Here is a 16652-nt window from a genome sequence, read left to right on the forward strand (position 1 = left end):
AAGCGCACTCCACTGGCTCAAAAATGTAATAAGCCCTATTGAGTCATCCTTTAACTAATTGGAATTTTTTAATGCACTCTGACCATGCAACCTTACAGCAGCTATTTGGTTTTTCGGCATTTCGAGAGGGCCAGAAGGAAGCGGTGGATTTGCTGCTAAGTGGTCATTCAACTTTGGCAATATTCCCTACCGGTTCTGGTAAATCACTTTGCTATCAGTACGTTGCTACACAGTTGCCGCATTTAACCTTGGTGGTGTCGCCATTGTTGGCGCTGATGAAAGATCAGTTAGCGTTTTTGCACAGCAAGGGTATTGCAGCGGCTAGTATCGACTCCACGTTAACACCTGAGCAAAACAAGCAGGTGATGAACGATGTCCGCTCTGGTCAATGCAAAGTTTTGATGGTGTCTGTGGAGCGTTTTAAGAACGAACGTTTTAGACAGTTCATTGAGTCTGTTAGGGTGAGTATGTTGGTTATCGATGAGGCCCACTGTATCTCAGAGTGGGGCCATAATTTTCGCCCTGATTATTTGAAGCTCCCTGCTTATCAGAAAGAGCTCAATATTCCTCTGGTATTGTTACTCACCGCTACCGCTACTAAAAAAGTAAAATCGGATATGGCAGCACGTTTCGATATCTCTCCTACTAGCATTATCCAAACGGGGTTTTATCGGCCAAACTTGAATCTACAGGTTCACCCCGTTCTCGAATCCAATAAGAACCAAGCTTTGCTAGGAGAAATTCAGAAACAACAAGGTGCAGGCATTGTTTATGTCACACTGCAAAACAGCGCCGAGGAAGTCGCTCAATTCTTGCAGCAGCAAGGGGTTGCTGCAAAGGCTTACCACGCTGGTCTGGACAGTGAAGTCAGACAAGATATCCAGCAAGACTTCATGAACAACAAACTTCAAGTTGTGGTGGCGACTATTGCCTTCGGCATGGGCATAGATAAATCGGATATTCGCTTTGTTATTCACTACGACCTACCGAAATCTTTAGAAAACTATAGCCAAGAAATTGGCAGAGGCGGGCGAGATGGCAACGCGGCAAACTGTACGGTATTAGCGAACCTCGACGGATTGGTCACCATAGAGAACTTTGTGTATGGGGATACACCCGATAAAAGCGCAATCGAGCGTGTAATTAACGATATTAAATCACAAGCACCGATTCAGCTAGATACTGCGCAAGAAATTCAACCGCCAGCTGACAGCGTAAACAATGTTTACCAGTGGGAAACCCAAATTAACAGCTTATCGAGCACAAGCAATATTCGTCAGCTTCCCCTTAAAACCCTGCTAGTGCAGCTTGAGCTCGCAAATGTTATTCGACCGCTATACGCCTACTTTGCAGAATACAAGTTCCGGTTTATTTCAGACAAAGCCACCATACTTGGTTTATTTTCACAAGAACGTTCGCGCTTTTTAGATGCGGTATTCACGCACTCCAATATGAAAAAAGTATGGGGCGTTGTTGATTTTGAAAGTATTTATCAACATTACGGTGCAGAGCGCTCAAGGGTGGTTGCTGCGTTAGAGTATTTGCATGAACATAACCACATTGAGCTTGCTTCGCGCTTAATTACCGATGTTTATCGCGTTAACAACGAACAACTATGCTCGGAAGACTTAGCAGATAAGTTAGCGCAGTATTTTGCTGAAAACGAACACAAGGAAATAGAGCGCATAGCCGCCTTGGTAAGCTTCTTCGAACTCAACACATGTTTAAGCTATAGCCTATCAGCGTATTTTGATGATACAAAAGCGCCGAAAGAATGTGGGCACTGTAGTGTATGCAATGGAAAGGTGGCTAAGCTTAGTTACTCAACCCCTATTGCCAAGCCAAATATGACGCAAGTGGCTGAAGCTATCTCAGCACTACAATCCCATTTAGAAGGAAAGTTTGAAGGCCCTATTACAACATCCATCTATTGCCGTTTTCTTACTGGCATGACTATGCCTTTATTTACGCGCTTCAAAGTAAAACAAGTGAAAGGATTCGGGAGCTGTGAACACTGCCGCTATGCGGATGTAAAAGCGGCCGTATCTTCTGCGATAGCGTAAAAGTGCAAAGCAATTGTCGCTAAGATAGGTGCGATAAATAACCTAAATCGCACTCTCGGCTCTGCGTCTTTCACTCTTTTAAAAGTGCTGTACTTTCAGGCCATATTATCAATGTATTTTAAAATACTACCAAAAGCACGGCTTCCCACCTTTTGAATTTGTTTGTCGAAATATAAGGTGCCTAAAATAAAAAGAGAAATATGCCCTTTCGAGCGCCACGTTACGTGTGTTTTGCCCTCTCGGTCTTCCAAGAGAATTTCTCCCAACTCATGGTCGTAGGGAAGCGGGCTGGATTTCACAACCTTGTAGCCTAACTTAAAGGGCGGTTCAAAACAGACTATCTCTTCATGAAGATTAGCGTCGCCAGAAATAATCTCTCGAACAGCCCCTACTCCATTTTTAGTCACGTTTCCCTCTTTTAATACGTTCGACGCATCAATGGCTTTAAACTGTGAATAATTCCCGTGGTCGCTTAATATTTCAAACACGGTTTCAATGGGTTTATTTATGGTTCTTTCCACATTAATTGAAAACACGTTAAGCCTCTTCCTTTCATTTTTATTGCAACGCTCTGTCGATAGTACATCAGGTTTAAAGAATAATTTACTTAAGAAATGATTAGCCGTGTAGATAGTCTTTTTACAGCATAGTAAATAGGCAAGAACTAATTTATAGTGAGGTTGAATATTGATTGAACAAACAGTAAAGGAAAGATGGCGCCACTTCAGGGAAAAGAAAATTCCAAACAGGGCTCGCTAGTTATTGTCGGCACAGGCATCAGTGTTGCCGGCCAAATGACGCTAGCAGCTAAAAGCCACATAGAAAATGCTGACATTGTATTTATGGGTATCATGAATAAGGTTGGCGAACATGTGGTATCTAGTTTGAACCCGAATAGCGTGTCCTTAGATGACCTTTATGAAGAAGGTAAATCTCGCGCGGTCACCTACTCTCAAATGGCTGAGCGTATCGTAGAAGCGGTAACTAGTGGACAAAATGTGTGTGCAGCCTTTTACGGGCACCCCGGTGTTTTTGTTACCCCGTCTCACGAGGCAATCCGCAGGGTAAAAGCACTTGGCCTTAACGCTCACATGCTTCCTGGGGTATCTGCTGAGGACTGCTTAATTGCAGATTTGGGCATAGACCCATCGCGCTATGGCTGTCAGTCTTATGAAGCTTCGCAGTTTTTATTTCGCGACTATCGCATAGACCCTTATATGACACAGATAATCTGGCAGATAGGCTTGGCTGGCGAGGCCACGTTAAGCGTGCTAAATGCCAACCATAGTCAGTCTGGGCTTATCATGTTAGCCGATATTTTGGCTGAGCATTACCCAGACGATCATGAACTTATTATCTACGAAGCGGCGACATTACCCATTTGTGAACCGAAAATACAAAAAGTATTGCTTTGCGAACTTAAGCACGCGAAACCCACACTTATTTCAACCCTTGTTGTTCCCTCCCTCGGCATGCCAGTATATCGTCAAGATCGCCTTGCAAAGCTCGGTTTAACAGAACAACAAGTTATTAACTATAGAAACCCAAGTATAAATTAAAAAGGACAATTAAATGGCTAAATCTATTGAAGATTTCTTGGTTGAACTCGACACGAACAGCAAGCTTTTGGAAGCCTATAAAAAAGACCCAGTGGCAACCGCTAAGAACTATGGTTTACCTGAGGATGAAGTGCAAATAATTGCAGATAAAAAGTGGGATGAACTCTCTAAGCGATTCGACGACTCCAGTAAAACAATCCGCGTCATCAATTATTAGTTAGTAAGCATTGGCAATGAAGCACTTAATCAGCGTATTGGTGAGTATTATTGCGATAGCAATGGTACAACCTACCTATGCGTTCAATAATGAATCAAATAGTGCTTCACACTCCCTAGAATTACTAAAGGGGCTAAAAGCGCGTGTACGGGAAAATGACCCGTCAGTTGAGAAAACATTTTCTCAATTAGACCAGTTTTTCACGGTCAATCCCGATGAAAAAGGTAAAGCGCACTTCTTAAATATCAAAGCCTACTACTTCATACTAAAACAAGATTACGTCTCGGCATATGAGGCACTTTTATTAGCCAGAAAACGTGCTAACGCAATCGATAACGCTACTGCCCTTGCCGAATCGTACCGATTAGAGGGTCTAATTTTAGATCTGTCTGGCGAGCATGCAAATGCCTTGGAAGCCATGCACCGAGCTCTGGATATATTCAACAAAGAAGAAAGCGACCGGGTTTTACTTGTCTACAGCGCGATGGGCAACGTATACATGTCGCTCAAAAATTACGAATTGATGTTAACGTTTGGGCATCAATATCTCGCGTCTGCCCAACGATTTAAAAATAAGCAAGATGAGGGTATAGCCTATTTTTACCAAGGTTATGCGCAACGAGCACTGGGCAAATATCAAGATGCCAAAGTGAGTTTGTTGCTAGCCGAAAGCCTTCTCAAAGAAGTCGATTACCCCTTTATTGGCATTGTTTATGGCGCTATGTCTGAACTACACATAGCAGAAGGCAATCTTAACGAGGCACTTAAAAGACTAAATCAAGCCTCAGAAGCAGACCGGCAAGTAGGATTTCGCTATAGCGAAGGTTCGCACCTTATCCACTTAGCAATGATTTATACACAGCGTGGCGAATTAGACCTTGCTATTAATGAGCTAGAAGCAGGGCTGAGCAAGGACATCATTCAAAATGATAAGGTGCTGCTGCTTGATGTATTGGAGCAATTAATCACGCTGCATGAAGAAAAAGGGAACTTGGTATCAGCGTTACAATATGCAAAGCAATATAAAGAAGCGTACAAAGAAGGCTTTAATGAGCAACAATCGAGGTTATTAGCACTTAACCGGGTTCGGCTTGCTATCTCTGAAAAAGAAGAGACGATAAAACTGCTAGAAAAAGATAACCTGCTAAAAGAGCAGCGCAATCTTATCCAAAAAAAGAAAAACACCTACCAACTGTATTTTATAGGTGTGGTTATTCTTTCACTAATTTTAGTACTGGGTCTATGGCTTAGAACGCGTCACCAGCGCAAGAAGTTAGATTGGCTCACCCAAGACTTACAGAAGGCGACGCAAGCAAAATCTGACTTTCTCGCACGCATGAGTCACGAAATTCGTACGCCTTTGAACGCTATAATTGGGTTAACTAAACTGTCTCAACGTGCGGCGGAAGATAAAGAACAACAAACCAACCTCATTCAAATAGAAGGGGCGTCGCACACGCTGCTTAGCGTTATTAACGACATACTCGACTTTTCAAAGATAGAAGCGGGCAAATTAGACATTGAGTCTACGCCGTTTAACTTAGATTCACTGGTTAATCAAACTATCCGTCTTCACCAAGCTCGCGCAGAAGAAAAGCATATAGAACTCATTCAACACATTTCTCGTGACGTACCAGTAAACCTGGTAGGTGACCCGCTTCGCATACAGCAAATTTTGAGCAACCTGGTTAGTAATGCAATTAAGTTTACTGAAGATGGGCTGGTGTCAGTGAGCATTCGGTGCGCACAAAACGGTGATGATATTCAACTTGAGTTTGAAGTAAAAGATACCGGCATTGGACTAACTACTAAGCAAAAGGCGCAATTGTTCCAGCCATTTAATCAGGGTGACGAATCTATTTCCAGACGCTACGGCGGTACCGGTTTAGGCCTGGCTATTTGCAAGCAACTGGCCTCGTTAATGGGCGGTGAAATTTGGGTTGAAAGCCAAATTGGTAGAGGCGCAAGCTTTCACTTCACCGTACTTGTAAACGCCGACCCTTCAAATCAAATTGTGTCCCCTTCAAATCAGCTTGCCGCGTTGAAGGTGTTGATTGCTGATGACATAAGTGCTTCACGAGACGCTATATCCGAAGCGCTTTCTGTTTGTAATATCAAAGCAGACATTGCTGCGGGCGGAAAAGAAGCGGTGGCAAAAATTCGAACAGCCACTAACGAAAATACTCCATACGACATACTTATTCTAGATTGGAATATGCCAGATATTGATGGCTTAGAAGTGGCCGCCATCATGAATCAAGAAGTAGCGGTCAAGCCGCCTAAAGTCATTATGCTTTATGCGTTTGAGTCACCCAATATGCGCCAACAAGCCAAACAGCTTGGCATTAGTACCTTCATTAAAAAGCCATTTAGCACAAGTGAACTTGTAGATAAGCTGCAAGAGCTTTGCTTAAACGTCAATACTAAATCCTTACCAGCAGATGCGGCGCCTGTACCCAATTTACGCGGCACGAAAATACTTTTTGCGGAAGATAACGCGCTTAACCAAAAAGTGGCGCTTGGGTTATTAGCAGACACCCATGCGACAATTGAAGTGGTAAATAATGGCTTAGAAGCATTTAATGCGCTTCGCAATGACAGTTCGTTTGACGTGGTATTAATGGATATTCAAATGCCAATAATGGACGGGCTAACGGCAACGCAGCGAATTAGACAGGAACTGCAACTTCGCATACCTATTATTGCGATGACGGCCCACGCCATGCAGCAAGATATTGATAAAAGTTTAGAAGCCGGGATGGACGGCCATATTAATAAACCCGTGGATCCAAATCGCTTTTTTGATGTTCTCGTCGAAATACTTAACAAGCAGGAAACGACGGCAGCTGCTGTAGTTATTCAGGAGCCTTTACCCGCGCCCACCCCGCTGGACTTCATCGATAAACATCAAGCGATGCAAACGCTCCTTAACGATGAAGCGTTATATCGTGATTTATTAAGAGATTTTGCTGCTTTAAACGGTGAGCTAGACGCGCTTCGCAAAGCCATAGATGAAAAAGACTACACGACTATTGTAAGAGTAGTACATATCTATGTTACCGCCCTCAAGTACATTGGTGCTTACGCTCTAGCGGAATTAGCAAGCGCTGTAGAGCGCACGATAAATCAAAACGAAAGCCATACTACCAAGGCATTTGATGAACAGTTAGAAACACTATTTACCGCCTTAGTCGAGTTGAATGCAAGGGTTGAGGAAAAGCTCCATTCCAATAACTAGCTGGAAGTTAAACGGTTAAGCCTGCGTCGATAGCGCAGGCCTATCTATTTATAAAACGCTGCATCTCAGGCTTTATTTTCCATCCTCGTCATGCGAGGCGTATTCATTTTTCATCAGCCATGCATAAGCGGTGATAAACGCCGTTTCTTGAAACTGTTTTAAGCCCGTTTCTGAAAATGGCACAGCTAATGGATTTTTTCGCAGGGCCTCTTTTATATCCGTAGGACTGAAAACAATAACCTCTAGCCCGTCAATCAATTCAATCGCGGCTTCGAGTTTAAAGCCAATAGCGCTTCCCGCGAATTTACCTTTAGTTTGGCGTTGACGAATGATCACAGCATCAATCTTATAGTCTTCAACAAGCTTAGCGAAAGTGCTTTGAAAGCTTTTTAAACCCTTTGCACTCGTATCAGCAAGGGTTAGACGGCGCACACGGCAGTCTGGCAAATGAAACAAACCATCAGCAAGCGACACCAAACTAATAATTGCTTCATTACCTTTTAAATCTATACCACAGACTTTCATATTTAATCCTAATTACGTTTGCCTGCTATTATAACCCGTTTCGCGGCTGTTATTCACTTGCGAGTACTTTTCTTTATTTGCCCTACTACAAAGGGACCAAACTAACTCAGTACAGACTTAATAGTCTCTTTGGATAACGGCTTAACAAAATGCTTATCGAACCCTGCGGATTTAGAATCCTCTACGTATTTTTCAGACCCCCACCCGCTTTGAGAATAAAACTTAACATTCTCAGCCTCTGGTAACGTTTTTAGCATTTTGACCAGCTCATAACCGTCTATGTCCGGCATGCCTATATCCAGAAATACAAAGTTTGGTTTAAAAGCTTTGAATGCATCAGTCGCTTCTTTGGGGGACGTGATTCCTAAAGCGCTAACCCCCATCGATTCAGCCAACAAACAATAGGCGTCGATAAGGTCTGCGTTGTCATCTACAAACATCACTTTACTTTTGCTGTGCACAACAGACTCTACTTCTGTACTTTCTGACAGCTCATAGGCAGTTTTAGAGATCGGCAACCTCACTTCAAAGGTACTTCCTTTATCGATGCCTTCACTCATCACAGACACCTCTCCATGATGCAAAGCCACTAGTTTACTGACTAGCGTTAGCCCTATACCCAGGCCACCCTTGGTATGCGTAGAGTGCGCTTCAATTTGAGTAAACATGTTGAACACATCCTTCAGCCTGTCTTCAGGAATGCCCATGCCATTATCTTTAACAGAAACGACAATCATGACACCCGCTTTTCGGATATCTACAACTATCTTTCCTGACTCTTTCGTGTATTTAGCCGCGTTGTGAATTATGTTGGAGAAAATCTGGCTTAATCGAGCTTTATCGCCGTAAACAGTCACATCCTCTTCAAGACAATTTACCGTTATATCGTGATTCTTCGATTTTACCTGCTGTTCTACAATTTCAAGAGAGTCTGACAGCACATCTTGAATACTTAACCGTTCAAACTCTAGCTTAACCTTGCCTCGCGTAATACGAGATACATCCATTAAATCGTTGATAAGTTTGGACATGTATTCCGCTTGACGGTTAATAATAGCGGTCACTCTTTTACGTGTTTTATCATCATCAACGGTTTCTAAAATGCTTGCCCCAGACATGATCGGCCCTAATGGGTTTCGCAGTTCATGCGCCAATGTAGCAAGAAATTCATTTCTGTAGTTATCTTGCTTTTCAAGCTCTTGAATACTGATGTGCATACGTTCTTGTACATCAAGCGCATAAACAAGAAACATTCTATTTAGGCGGTTGGCGGTATCAATATCAGTCCTATCAAAAGCTGTTGAGCGCCCTTCAACAGTGCGGGTATGGATAGTAAACGCAGAGCGCGGTTTAAGACGCTCAGCTTTTGGTGCATCTTCAGATTTCTCATCGTCAGCACCTATCCATTTTTGAACTCGGTGGGTTTCTTTTCTAAACCACGCGGTAAAATACCGCTTTTTTTCAAACAGCGGGATGATCATGATACCTGCAATACCATACTCCCGCGCCTCGGGATAATCGTCATAGAGCGAATCGTTCGTGTACGGAAAACCGCCTTCGCTAACCGCTTTAGAAAAGATGTCTTTAATAAGCTCTATGGGTAACGTTGACCCAAGAGTAATGGTCTCGTACTGCGAATAGTAAACAAACCCAGAACTATTGAGCGCATTTAAAAACGCCCTCTCGCCGCTTTTGACCACACGACTAATGGGGTTCGCAGGGCCTATCTTGTCGAGCATAGCGTCAACGGCTTTATCGGTTACATCCTTTTTGCGTTTCGCAATCTCCTCTTCTTTAGCCAACAAGTGCCAGCTAAACAATTGGCTCAAATTTTCACATTGCAGCCTTACGTTTTGAGGAATATAGCAAGCCTCGCGATGATGGCAGGATATAAGGCCATAAAGCTCTCCATCTGTAACTAACGATATGGAAAACGATGCACGTAAGCCTTGGTTTCTAATATATTGAAGGTGTATGGGCGAAAACGTTCGTAAAAGCGAACGCGAGAGATCTAAACGCTCTCTCCCTGATTCCTCTGCAGAAGGAACTAACCTGGCAGGGGGAAGTTCTGTATCAGGAACGAGCCTTACCCAATTGGTTTTATAAAGTTCCCGGGCTTGCTTAGGAATATCTGAAGCAGGAAAATATAAATCTTGATAAGACTCCATATCTTCTGCTTTGGCCTCCGCTATAACCTTGCCTGAGTAGTCTTCATTGAATTTATAAAGAACCACTCTATCCATATTAGTGAGATATCTAATGGTCGAAACCATTTCTCGCGCCATCTCGCCTAGCGACGTCATTTCTTTGAAGCGCGGCGCGATAGACATTGAATAGAGCTTTATAAATTGCTCTGCGCTATAAACGTCTCTAAATTCTGTAGCGGGCTCTAGCTCAACCACATAGTGATCACCAGAATCGTAAACTACCGCTAAATAGTCTATTTCTTCGCCTGCTTTTAAGAGCGCCCCCTTAAGATGAAGTTGAATGGGCAGCCTTATCTTGCTTGCCGATACTCTGTCGAAGGTCTCTTCAAGAAACGTGCGCTCATCAGAATCGGAGGATAAAATGTCTAAAAAGTTTTCCCCTATGATCTCGTCAGCAAAAATCGAATTGCAATTCTCGCTTACAATTTCAATTTTCAAGTCCTTGTAGCTGAATGCGATAAGAAAACCGTAACTTTGGACACTTTCGGGAATATGTATAGGCTCATCTTCACAGCGTTCAAAGTTAAAGTTTTGGGGGAATTGACTCATAGGGTTCCTAGGGTTTGTATTAGCTAAGCCATTCTTGGCTAAGAATGGCAACGTATCATATTGATATTCAGATTTATAATGCTCTCTCTATGAACTCGCTGAATTTAATGTTTGTAAAATCGCAAACTGGAAACGCCACAAAACACTGTGTTGAACTGAAATTACAACCTTCAACGCTGCGTGTTTTATGGCGTTCATCATTATTCAGGGAGCTGAAGCTTAATTAAGCGCGCGCCTTCCTTATCTTCGAGCACATAGATATTACCCATGCCGTCTTGCTCGACTTCGCGTACGCGCTTGCCCCATTCGTAACGCTCTGCTTCTTCTACTTTCCATTTGCCTTCATCATCTTTGCCAAAAGCAACGCGAACTAACGCTTTTGAAGACAGTCCACCGATAAAGCCATTCCCGTTCCAGTCGCTAAACTTGTCGCCTTTGTAGATAATAAAACCAGCCGGACTGATAGCGGGCACCCACGCTAACTCGGGCGATTTAAAAATAGGAATGTCTTCGTGATTGGGAATTTTTACGCCCGAGTAGTGGTCGCCCTGCGACACCGTTGGGTAACCATAATTGCGACCTCGTTCGATTAAATTGAGCTCGTCACCGTGGCGTGGCCCCATTTCGTGAGCCCATAAATTACCTTGCTCATCAAAGTCTATCCCCAGCGGGTTGCGGTGACCTAACGTCCAAATCTGTTCGGTTACGCTACCTTGACCATAAAACGGGTTATCTTTTGGCACGCTACCGTCGTCGTTTAAGCGCAGCACCTTGCCTAAGTTCATCGCCATGTTTTGTGCCGGCGTGAATTTCTGGCGCTCGCCAGAGGTAATAAACAAATGGCCGTCAGGCGAAAATGCCATGCGATGAGAGTAATGACCATTGCCGGTCATCTTCGGCGATTGACGCCAAATGAGCTTTCTATCAGACAGCTTCGCACCGCTATCAGAAATAGTAAGCGTGGCGCGCTCTATTACCGCGCCGCTGAAGGCATCGTCTTTCTCGTCTCGCTCAATGTAGGAAATATAAATCGTGTTGTTTGACGCAAAGTCAGGATGAATGATGACATCACCTAGCCCGCCCTGCCCACGTGCAGTAACGTTTGGCACATTGCTGACTTCAAAACGCTTATGCTGATTTTTATCAAGCAGCCACAATATGCCAGCTTTTTCCGTTACCAAACTGTGCCCATCTGGTAAAAGCGCCATGGCCCATGGGTTGTCGAAAGTCGACTGCACACTCCCCATTACCGAAGTGCCTACAGTGCCTTTCATCTCAACTTGTTCAGATGAGCCTGACTGGGCAAACGTAAAGAATGGGGTAGCAAAGAGCGTAACCAATAGTGCGGCTTTTCGGCTCATGCTGGTTTTATGCTGACTTGTTGTTTTCATCGACGTTCTAACCTTTTCGAGGGTTTGCATACTGCTGGTGACACGTTGAAGCGTTTATTACGCATCAACGGATGGCGCAAAGAGTTTCAGTTAGCATTGGTTACGTAGATTTAATTAAACAGGTTTATATTGTTGCTTTTGATTTGTTATTCGTTACGTTATTGGCACCGTGTATTTATTCGCGCGCCCCTAAACTTTCTTTAATGAAGCTATGCTTTACTTAAACACCACCTATGTTATTTTCGATTTAGTTTTAGCAACGAAGATAAGGAGGTGATCATATGTCGAGAGTTAAGGTATTTGAACAGGCAGCTATGAGTGAGGGTCGTTCTAGCTAACCCCTTTAACGTAATTGCTCTAGAAGGCTGTCTTTCAGCCCAGCTCGGAAAGCCGCATCACGTTGCTGAATGCGGCTTTTTTCTGCCTCTAAAAAGGTATACAACAAAAGACTATATTTTCAGTTCGTTTCATTCCAAAATGTGTGTATCTCTTCGACATTCACATAATTTAAAAATACGAATTGCTCGCTACAAGTGAGTAACAGTAAGGTTTTGCCAAGGAGTAAGACGTTGGTCAGGGTTGGACTATTTATATCTTTAATAACATTTGCTAGTGCGAATGCAACCGGCATCGGTGAGCAAAAAAACGCATTCGCTTTCCACGCTGACAATGCGTTTCTGACTGAACGGGTAAATCTGGACGACAAGCCCTATTCAACCTCTGTCGATACAGTGCAAATGCTTGTTGATGAACTAGGGTATGCTGAACCCGTTCTTCATGTTCCCCTTGTCCGTTCGTTTGCGTATATGCAACATGGCGAGAACATTTGCGTACTCAATAAAATTAAAGCACCCGAACGCGAAAAAAATCATCTTTATTCGCTTCCACTAAACTTCTTTCAAACACAACGTTTTTATCAACTGGCGTCACTGCCACCAATAGATGAATACCTTCTAAATAAGGAAGGTCAACTATTGAGTGTATCTCAAGTAATGGAAACCTACCCCGACGCTTTTATTGTACTGCCAGAAGAGTACTCATTCGGTGAAAGGATTGACGAAGATCTGAAGCAAGTTAGTAGAGAGCAAATCCTTCGTGTCGCAAATAATGTTTATTACTCTCGGTTCATGGAGATGTTTGCAAAGGGAAAATCTGATTTTGCACTTATCTATCCTGCCAGTATTTACCTAAGCTATGGAGATAAAATACCTGTTGAAGTACGCAGTTATTCCATTGCGGGTAACCCAAGCCACGTATCAGGACATGTTATATGCCCCAAAACGCCACAAGGGGCAAAGCACATAGCGCGGATAAACGCCGCAATAAAACGCATTTATTTAAAAGCTGAATTTATTGCTGCACACACCCGCTATTTACCCGCTCAAGACAGGCAAGATTTGCAGCTTTTTATCGAGCAAACGGTTCGAAAGCTATTGCTTGACGAGTGATTAGGGGACCCCGTCCCTTATTAACAAACCACAAACAAATATTAAAAAATATTGTCTTAAAATCAGCCGCATACCTCTAAAAACAGTTGTCTAAAAAGCATTATAATTTAGCGACAAATTAACGAGGTATTAGACATGAGCAAACACAGAAAAGAAGTGAGTAAAGAAACAGCGAAAGTAGTAGCTACAATGATGGTGCCTATGGTGGCACTAGGCCTTGTTTGTTTATCAGTAGGTGCTTATTTAATGAATAATGTCTTTACTGGAATTTAGTACATAAACATTCTTAGTAAGGAATAAGCAGTATCCGTGGCCAAGCCCTAAAAAGCGAATACTGCTTGGGCAAGCTAACCAATGCCGTGTTGGAACTGGCAGACGGTGATCCGGGCGAAGCCATAGAAGTACTCCGTGCCGTGGCGGCGGAGATTAAAGCAGTCAAAAACAAAACACTGGCCGATAGTATCGAAGCGAACTTAGCTCAATTAAAGGTCCAGAATAAAGCGGCGCACGAAGCATTGGTAAAACGTCTCTAGCTTTGGCGTTCGTAAAGCTAGTGCAAACCCAGCTCTTCACGTAGTTTGTTTCGTTCCTGCTCTATAGTGCTTAGTAGTTGCTGCACTACCGGTTGGTCTGCGATGTCTTTATATAGATAGCGTGTTGGTTCAAGATGCCACCAAACAAATTCGGATTTATCCGGGTAGTTATTCAGTATTCGCTCTGCAATACCAAACTGCTTGGTTGTCAGATTCAGCCTTAGTTCGTAAATCGAAAGCCCATAAAATGCATACTCTCGCGGATACAGGTTCTTATATTCCTCCAGTAGCCCTAAAGCCTCGTTGGCCATTGAAATTGCTTTTTGGTGTTCGCTTAATATATCTAAGATAGCGACGTAACTGGATAAATTATCCAATTGCTCAATTGAGACGTCAGGCGGTGTAAGCCCTGCAATACGCTTGCGCAGTTGTGCCAATTGTTCCTGTCTTTGCGCCATATCAAAGAGCACAAGTGCATCGTCGATATAAATAGCAAAATAATTATTCTGTGCTAGCGCTTGCCACAGTACATCCCAGGTTTTTTCAGGTAGTTCAATGTCAGTAAAGTAGCTAACGGTGTATGTATAGGTTGCCCAAAAACCCTGGCTGGACAAGTCTATACCGTCAAATACCGCCTTGCTGTCATTAGTAGCGCCGAGTAACTGAAGGTGATAATAGTGCAAAAATGCATTTCGCTGATTTGGATTGTCACGGTACCTTTTTTCTACTGCTGTGTATCGCGCAAGAGGATCAACTAACTCCATATACCACTCAACATTGTCCGTAGTAACAGTGGACTTGAAACGCTCTGCTTCTTCTGGGTCGGAGCAGGCCAGCGTAAAGTAACGAAGGCGGTTCTTGTATTTTTCTTCCAATCCATCAAGTTCCAGACTGTTGTAAAAACCATCAAGCTCTTCACAAGGCGTTTTATTCCCTATCAGGTTAGTGAAATATTCATAAATAAAATATAAATCATAAGGGTAAGCGCGAATCGCTTTTTGATAAATTCGTAGTGCTTTATCAGTTAATTGTGAATAGTCATCATAAATTACAGCAAGTGTGACTAAAGCGTCTCGATTAAGCGGGTCGAGTTCCAATGCCCCCTCAGCTAATGCTATGGTTTCTGCCTGATTTAGACTAATATTTTCAGTCATTGAGATTTCCACCGTGGCAACAAAGGCGCTTAAGCCCAAAATTGCAGAGATATCGGGATACTTTGCCAGCAAAGGGTTCAATATGTGCTTGGCCTGGTTAATTGAATCTGTGGTTAACTCATGTGTTAGTGCCCTCGCTCTTACAAGCTGCTCTACTTCTACATAAGTTAATTGGTTCAATGCCGCCGCATAACGATCATCTTGGTGTATCACGTTCAGTTTTAACGCTGCCGCCACCTGATCACTAACCTCTTCCTGTAAGGCAAACACATTTTCTAACTTGCGATCGAAATTATCGGAAAATAGATGTGCACCGGTAGCAGCGTCAATGAGTTGTACGGTAATGCGTAAATCCTGCTGATTCTTACGTACACTGCCCTCGATGATGTAATCGGCGTCTAATTCTTCGGCGATGACTTTAATATCTTTTTGTACGCCTTTATAAGCAAAGCTGGAAGTGCGACCGAGCACATTAAGCTCCGGAATACGCACCAAAGTATTGAGGAGCTCCTCGGTTAAGCCATCCACAAAGATTTCCTGATCCGGCTCGGTACTTAAATTTAAAAAGGGTAAAACCGCGAGGGTTTTTACTGATTTTTCTTCTTCAACATCGACGGCTTTAGCTGTTTCTACGACTATGGGTGACGCGGATAACCACAGTTTATCTACCGCTACGTATACCACCAGTACAATAATCAGCGCCATCAGTACATGGTTAATTTTGTGACCGGTCTGTTTGGCGATGGATTCATCCTTACTGACTTCACTTGTGGCTTTAATACCCTCGGGGGTGAGTTCAAAGGCCCAGGCAAAAACACATACGACGGGGAAACCAATGATTAACGCAACAGTGACGTAGGTGCCGTATACTTTTGGAAGATTAAGATAGGGAGAGACCACAGCAATTACCTGTAGAATTAACCAAGCCGTCATCAGATACACACTGGCGACTTTAACAACGTTGCGACGTTTCAACTCCGTGATAAAAGACATGGCCATCCTGTAGGCGGTTAAAAAACATCCAGAATCAAAGTTATCCTAAATTGAAGGGTTTGCAAAGCAGTAAATGGCGGTGGCGCACCTTGTTCACATCCTGAATCAACCAGTCCTATTCTCCCTCTATCGATACAGTACAAATGCTAGTTGATGAGCTAGGGTATCAAGATCCTGTCCTTCATGTTCCCCTTGTCCGTTCCTTCGCGTATACGCAACACGGCGAAAACATTTGCGTACTTATTAAAACTAAAGCCCCTGAACGCGAAAAAATTAATGATGAGCGAATAATGATTTGGTGATTTTTTGACAAGCAAGAGCGACTATGACAGCGTAGGATAAACAAATTATAAAAAGCTCGCGCCTGATAGCGGGAAAGGGAATTTCAAATGTATCAAAAGCTTGCCTGCGTTTTCATCGGCGCCATATTCACCCTAAGCCTTAGCTTTCACGTAAACGCCAAAGTGCGTGGCGAGGCCGTAATTACAACAATAACGTCAGAAGTTTTGAATGAGTCGCGAGAACTACTTATTCACTTACCTAATAACTATTCCCGCTATAAAGACACCACCTACCCCGTTTTATATTTGCTAGATGGTCAGCGTAATTTTGCACATACCGTTGGCACGCTTGATCTGCTAAATCAGTCTGGAATGGCGCAGGAAATGATTGTTATCGGTATTACCAACACCGAGCGCACGCGAAACTTTACACCTACCTATGATGAAAGCTACAACCAGTGGGGGATATCTGGTGGTGCCGACAACTTTTTAGA

The 16652-nt window shown here is 43.2% G+C and carries 13 protein-coding genes; 8 read left to right on the forward strand and 5 right to left on the reverse strand.

The features are described 5' to 3' along the window. Positions 1 to 71: 71 nt before the first annotated feature. Entirely contained in the window at positions 72 to 2063 is a 1992-nt protein-coding gene (locus JC525_RS19000) for a RecQ family ATP-dependent DNA helicase (RefSeq protein ID WP_198817609.1), read from the forward strand. 95 nt (positions 2064 to 2158) lie between these two features. Here JC525_RS19000 and JC525_RS19005 read toward each other — a convergent pair whose 3' ends face one another. Then, the gene (locus JC525_RS19005; protein ID WP_198817611.1) at positions 2159 to 2599 is read right to left on the reverse strand and encodes an SRPBCC family protein; all 441 of its coding nucleotides are present in this window, start codon (positions 2597 to 2599) and stop codon (positions 2159 to 2161) included. A 177-nt stretch (positions 2600 to 2776) separates the two neighbouring features. On the opposite strand from JC525_RS19005, the gene JC525_RS19010 reads away from it, so the two are divergent. The 3 genes from JC525_RS19010 to JC525_RS19020 are packed head-to-tail and all read left to right on the forward strand — an operon-like array spanning position 2777 to position 7077. Further along, positions 2777 to 3622 carry an SAM-dependent methyltransferase gene (locus tag JC525_RS19010; RefSeq protein WP_198817614.1) on the forward strand — a complete coding sequence of 282 codons (846 nt, stop codon included), beginning with the start codon at positions 2777 to 2779 and terminating at the stop codon, positions 3620 to 3622. 13 nt (positions 3623 to 3635) lie between these two features. Further along, on the forward strand, positions 3636 to 3839 hold the full coding sequence (locus tag JC525_RS19015; protein WP_198817616.1) for a hypothetical protein: 204 nt from the start codon (positions 3636 to 3638) through the stop codon (positions 3837 to 3839). Positions 3840 to 3855: 16 nt separating this feature from the next. Beyond that, positions 3856 to 7077 carry a tetratricopeptide repeat-containing hybrid sensor histidine kinase/response regulator gene (locus tag JC525_RS19020; RefSeq protein WP_233095312.1) on the forward strand — a complete coding sequence of 1074 codons (3222 nt, stop codon included), beginning with the start codon at positions 3856 to 3858 and terminating at the stop codon, positions 7075 to 7077. A 72-nt stretch (positions 7078 to 7149) separates the two neighbouring features. Here JC525_RS19020 and JC525_RS19025 read toward each other — a convergent pair whose 3' ends face one another. From JC525_RS19025 to JC525_RS19035, 3 genes are all read right to left on the reverse strand, one after another. Then, entirely contained in the window at positions 7150 to 7602 is a 453-nt protein-coding gene (locus tag JC525_RS19025) for a DUF3010 family protein (RefSeq protein ID WP_198817618.1), read from the reverse strand. Positions 7603 to 7703: 101 nt separating this feature from the next. After that, entirely contained in the window at positions 7704 to 10358 is a 2655-nt protein-coding gene (locus tag JC525_RS19030) for an ATP-binding protein (protein ID WP_198817620.1), read from the reverse strand. Between the two features lie 200 nt (positions 10359 to 10558). After that, positions 10559 to 11749 (reverse strand): PQQ-dependent sugar dehydrogenase, encoded by a 1191-nt coding sequence (locus JC525_RS19035; protein WP_198817622.1) that lies wholly within the window; start codon positions 11747 to 11749, stop codon positions 10559 to 10561. A 569-nt stretch (positions 11750 to 12318) separates the two neighbouring features. On the opposite strand from JC525_RS19035, the gene JC525_RS19040 reads away from it, so the two are divergent. From JC525_RS19040 to JC525_RS19050, 3 genes are all read left to right on the forward strand, one after another. Next, positions 12319 to 13197 carry a hypothetical protein gene (locus JC525_RS19040; RefSeq protein WP_198817624.1) on the forward strand — a complete coding sequence of 293 codons (879 nt, stop codon included), beginning with the start codon at positions 12319 to 12321 and terminating at the stop codon, positions 13195 to 13197. Between the two features lie 135 nt (positions 13198 to 13332). Continuing rightward, positions 13333 to 13470, forward strand: coding sequence for a hypothetical protein (locus JC525_RS19045; protein WP_198817626.1), 138 nt, complete (start codon positions 13333 to 13335; stop codon positions 13468 to 13470). A gap of 65 nt (positions 13471 to 13535) precedes the next feature. After that, entirely contained in the window at positions 13536 to 13730 is a 195-nt protein-coding gene (locus JC525_RS19050; protein ID WP_198817627.1) for a hypothetical protein, read from the forward strand. A gap of 17 nt (positions 13731 to 13747) precedes the next feature. Here the strand turns inward: JC525_RS19050 and JC525_RS19055 are convergent, their stop codons facing one another. Continuing rightward, the gene (locus tag JC525_RS19055) at positions 13748 to 15877 is read right to left on the reverse strand and encodes a hypothetical protein (protein ID WP_198817629.1); all 2130 of its coding nucleotides are present in this window, start codon (positions 15875 to 15877) and stop codon (positions 13748 to 13750) included. Positions 15878 to 16266: 389 nt separating this feature from the next. Between JC525_RS19055 and JC525_RS19060 the strand changes: the two genes are divergently transcribed. After that, the coding region (locus JC525_RS19060; RefSeq protein ID WP_269822366.1) for an alpha/beta hydrolase-fold protein at positions 16267 to 16652 on the forward strand (386 nt) is incomplete at its 3' end.

The sequence above is a fragment of the Alteromonas sp. IB21 genome (genome assembly GCF_016405965.1).
GTDB lineage: Bacteria > Pseudomonadota > Gammaproteobacteria > Enterobacterales > Alteromonadaceae > Alteromonas.

What these genes read in the sequence shown, in the direction of transcription:
- JC525_RS19000 (WP_198817609.1), top strand. Translation starts at nt 72, where the DNA reads ATGCACTCTGACCATGCAACCTTACAGCAGCTATTTGGTTTTTCGGCA.
- JC525_RS19010 (WP_198817614.1), top strand. Translation starts at nt 2,777, where the DNA reads ATGGCGCCACTTCAGGGAAAAGAAAATTCCAAACAGGGCTCGCTAGTT.
- JC525_RS19015 (WP_198817616.1), top strand. Translation starts at nt 3,636, where the DNA reads ATGGCTAAATCTATTGAAGATTTCTTGGTTGAACTCGACACGAACAGC.
- JC525_RS19020 (WP_233095312.1), top strand. Translation starts at nt 3,856, where the DNA reads ATGAAGCACTTAATCAGCGTATTGGTGAGTATTATTGCGATAGCAATG.
- JC525_RS19025 (WP_198817618.1), bottom strand. Translation starts at nt 7,602, where the DNA reads ATGAAAGTCTGTGGTATAGATTTAAAAGGTAATGAAGCAATTATTAGT.
- JC525_RS19030 (WP_198817620.1), bottom strand. Translation starts at nt 10,358, where the DNA reads ATGAGTCAATTCCCCCAAAACTTTAACTTTGAACGCTGTGAAGATGAG.
- JC525_RS19035 (WP_198817622.1), bottom strand. Translation starts at nt 11,749, where the DNA reads ATGAAAACAACAAGTCAGCATAAAACCAGCATGAGCCGAAAAGCCGCA.
- JC525_RS19045 (WP_198817626.1), top strand. Translation starts at nt 13,333, where the DNA reads ATGAGCAAACACAGAAAAGAAGTGAGTAAAGAAACAGCGAAAGTAGTA.
- JC525_RS19055 (WP_198817629.1), bottom strand. Translation starts at nt 15,877, where the DNA reads ATGTCTTTTATCACGGAGTTGAAACGTCGCAACGTTGTTAAAGTCGCC.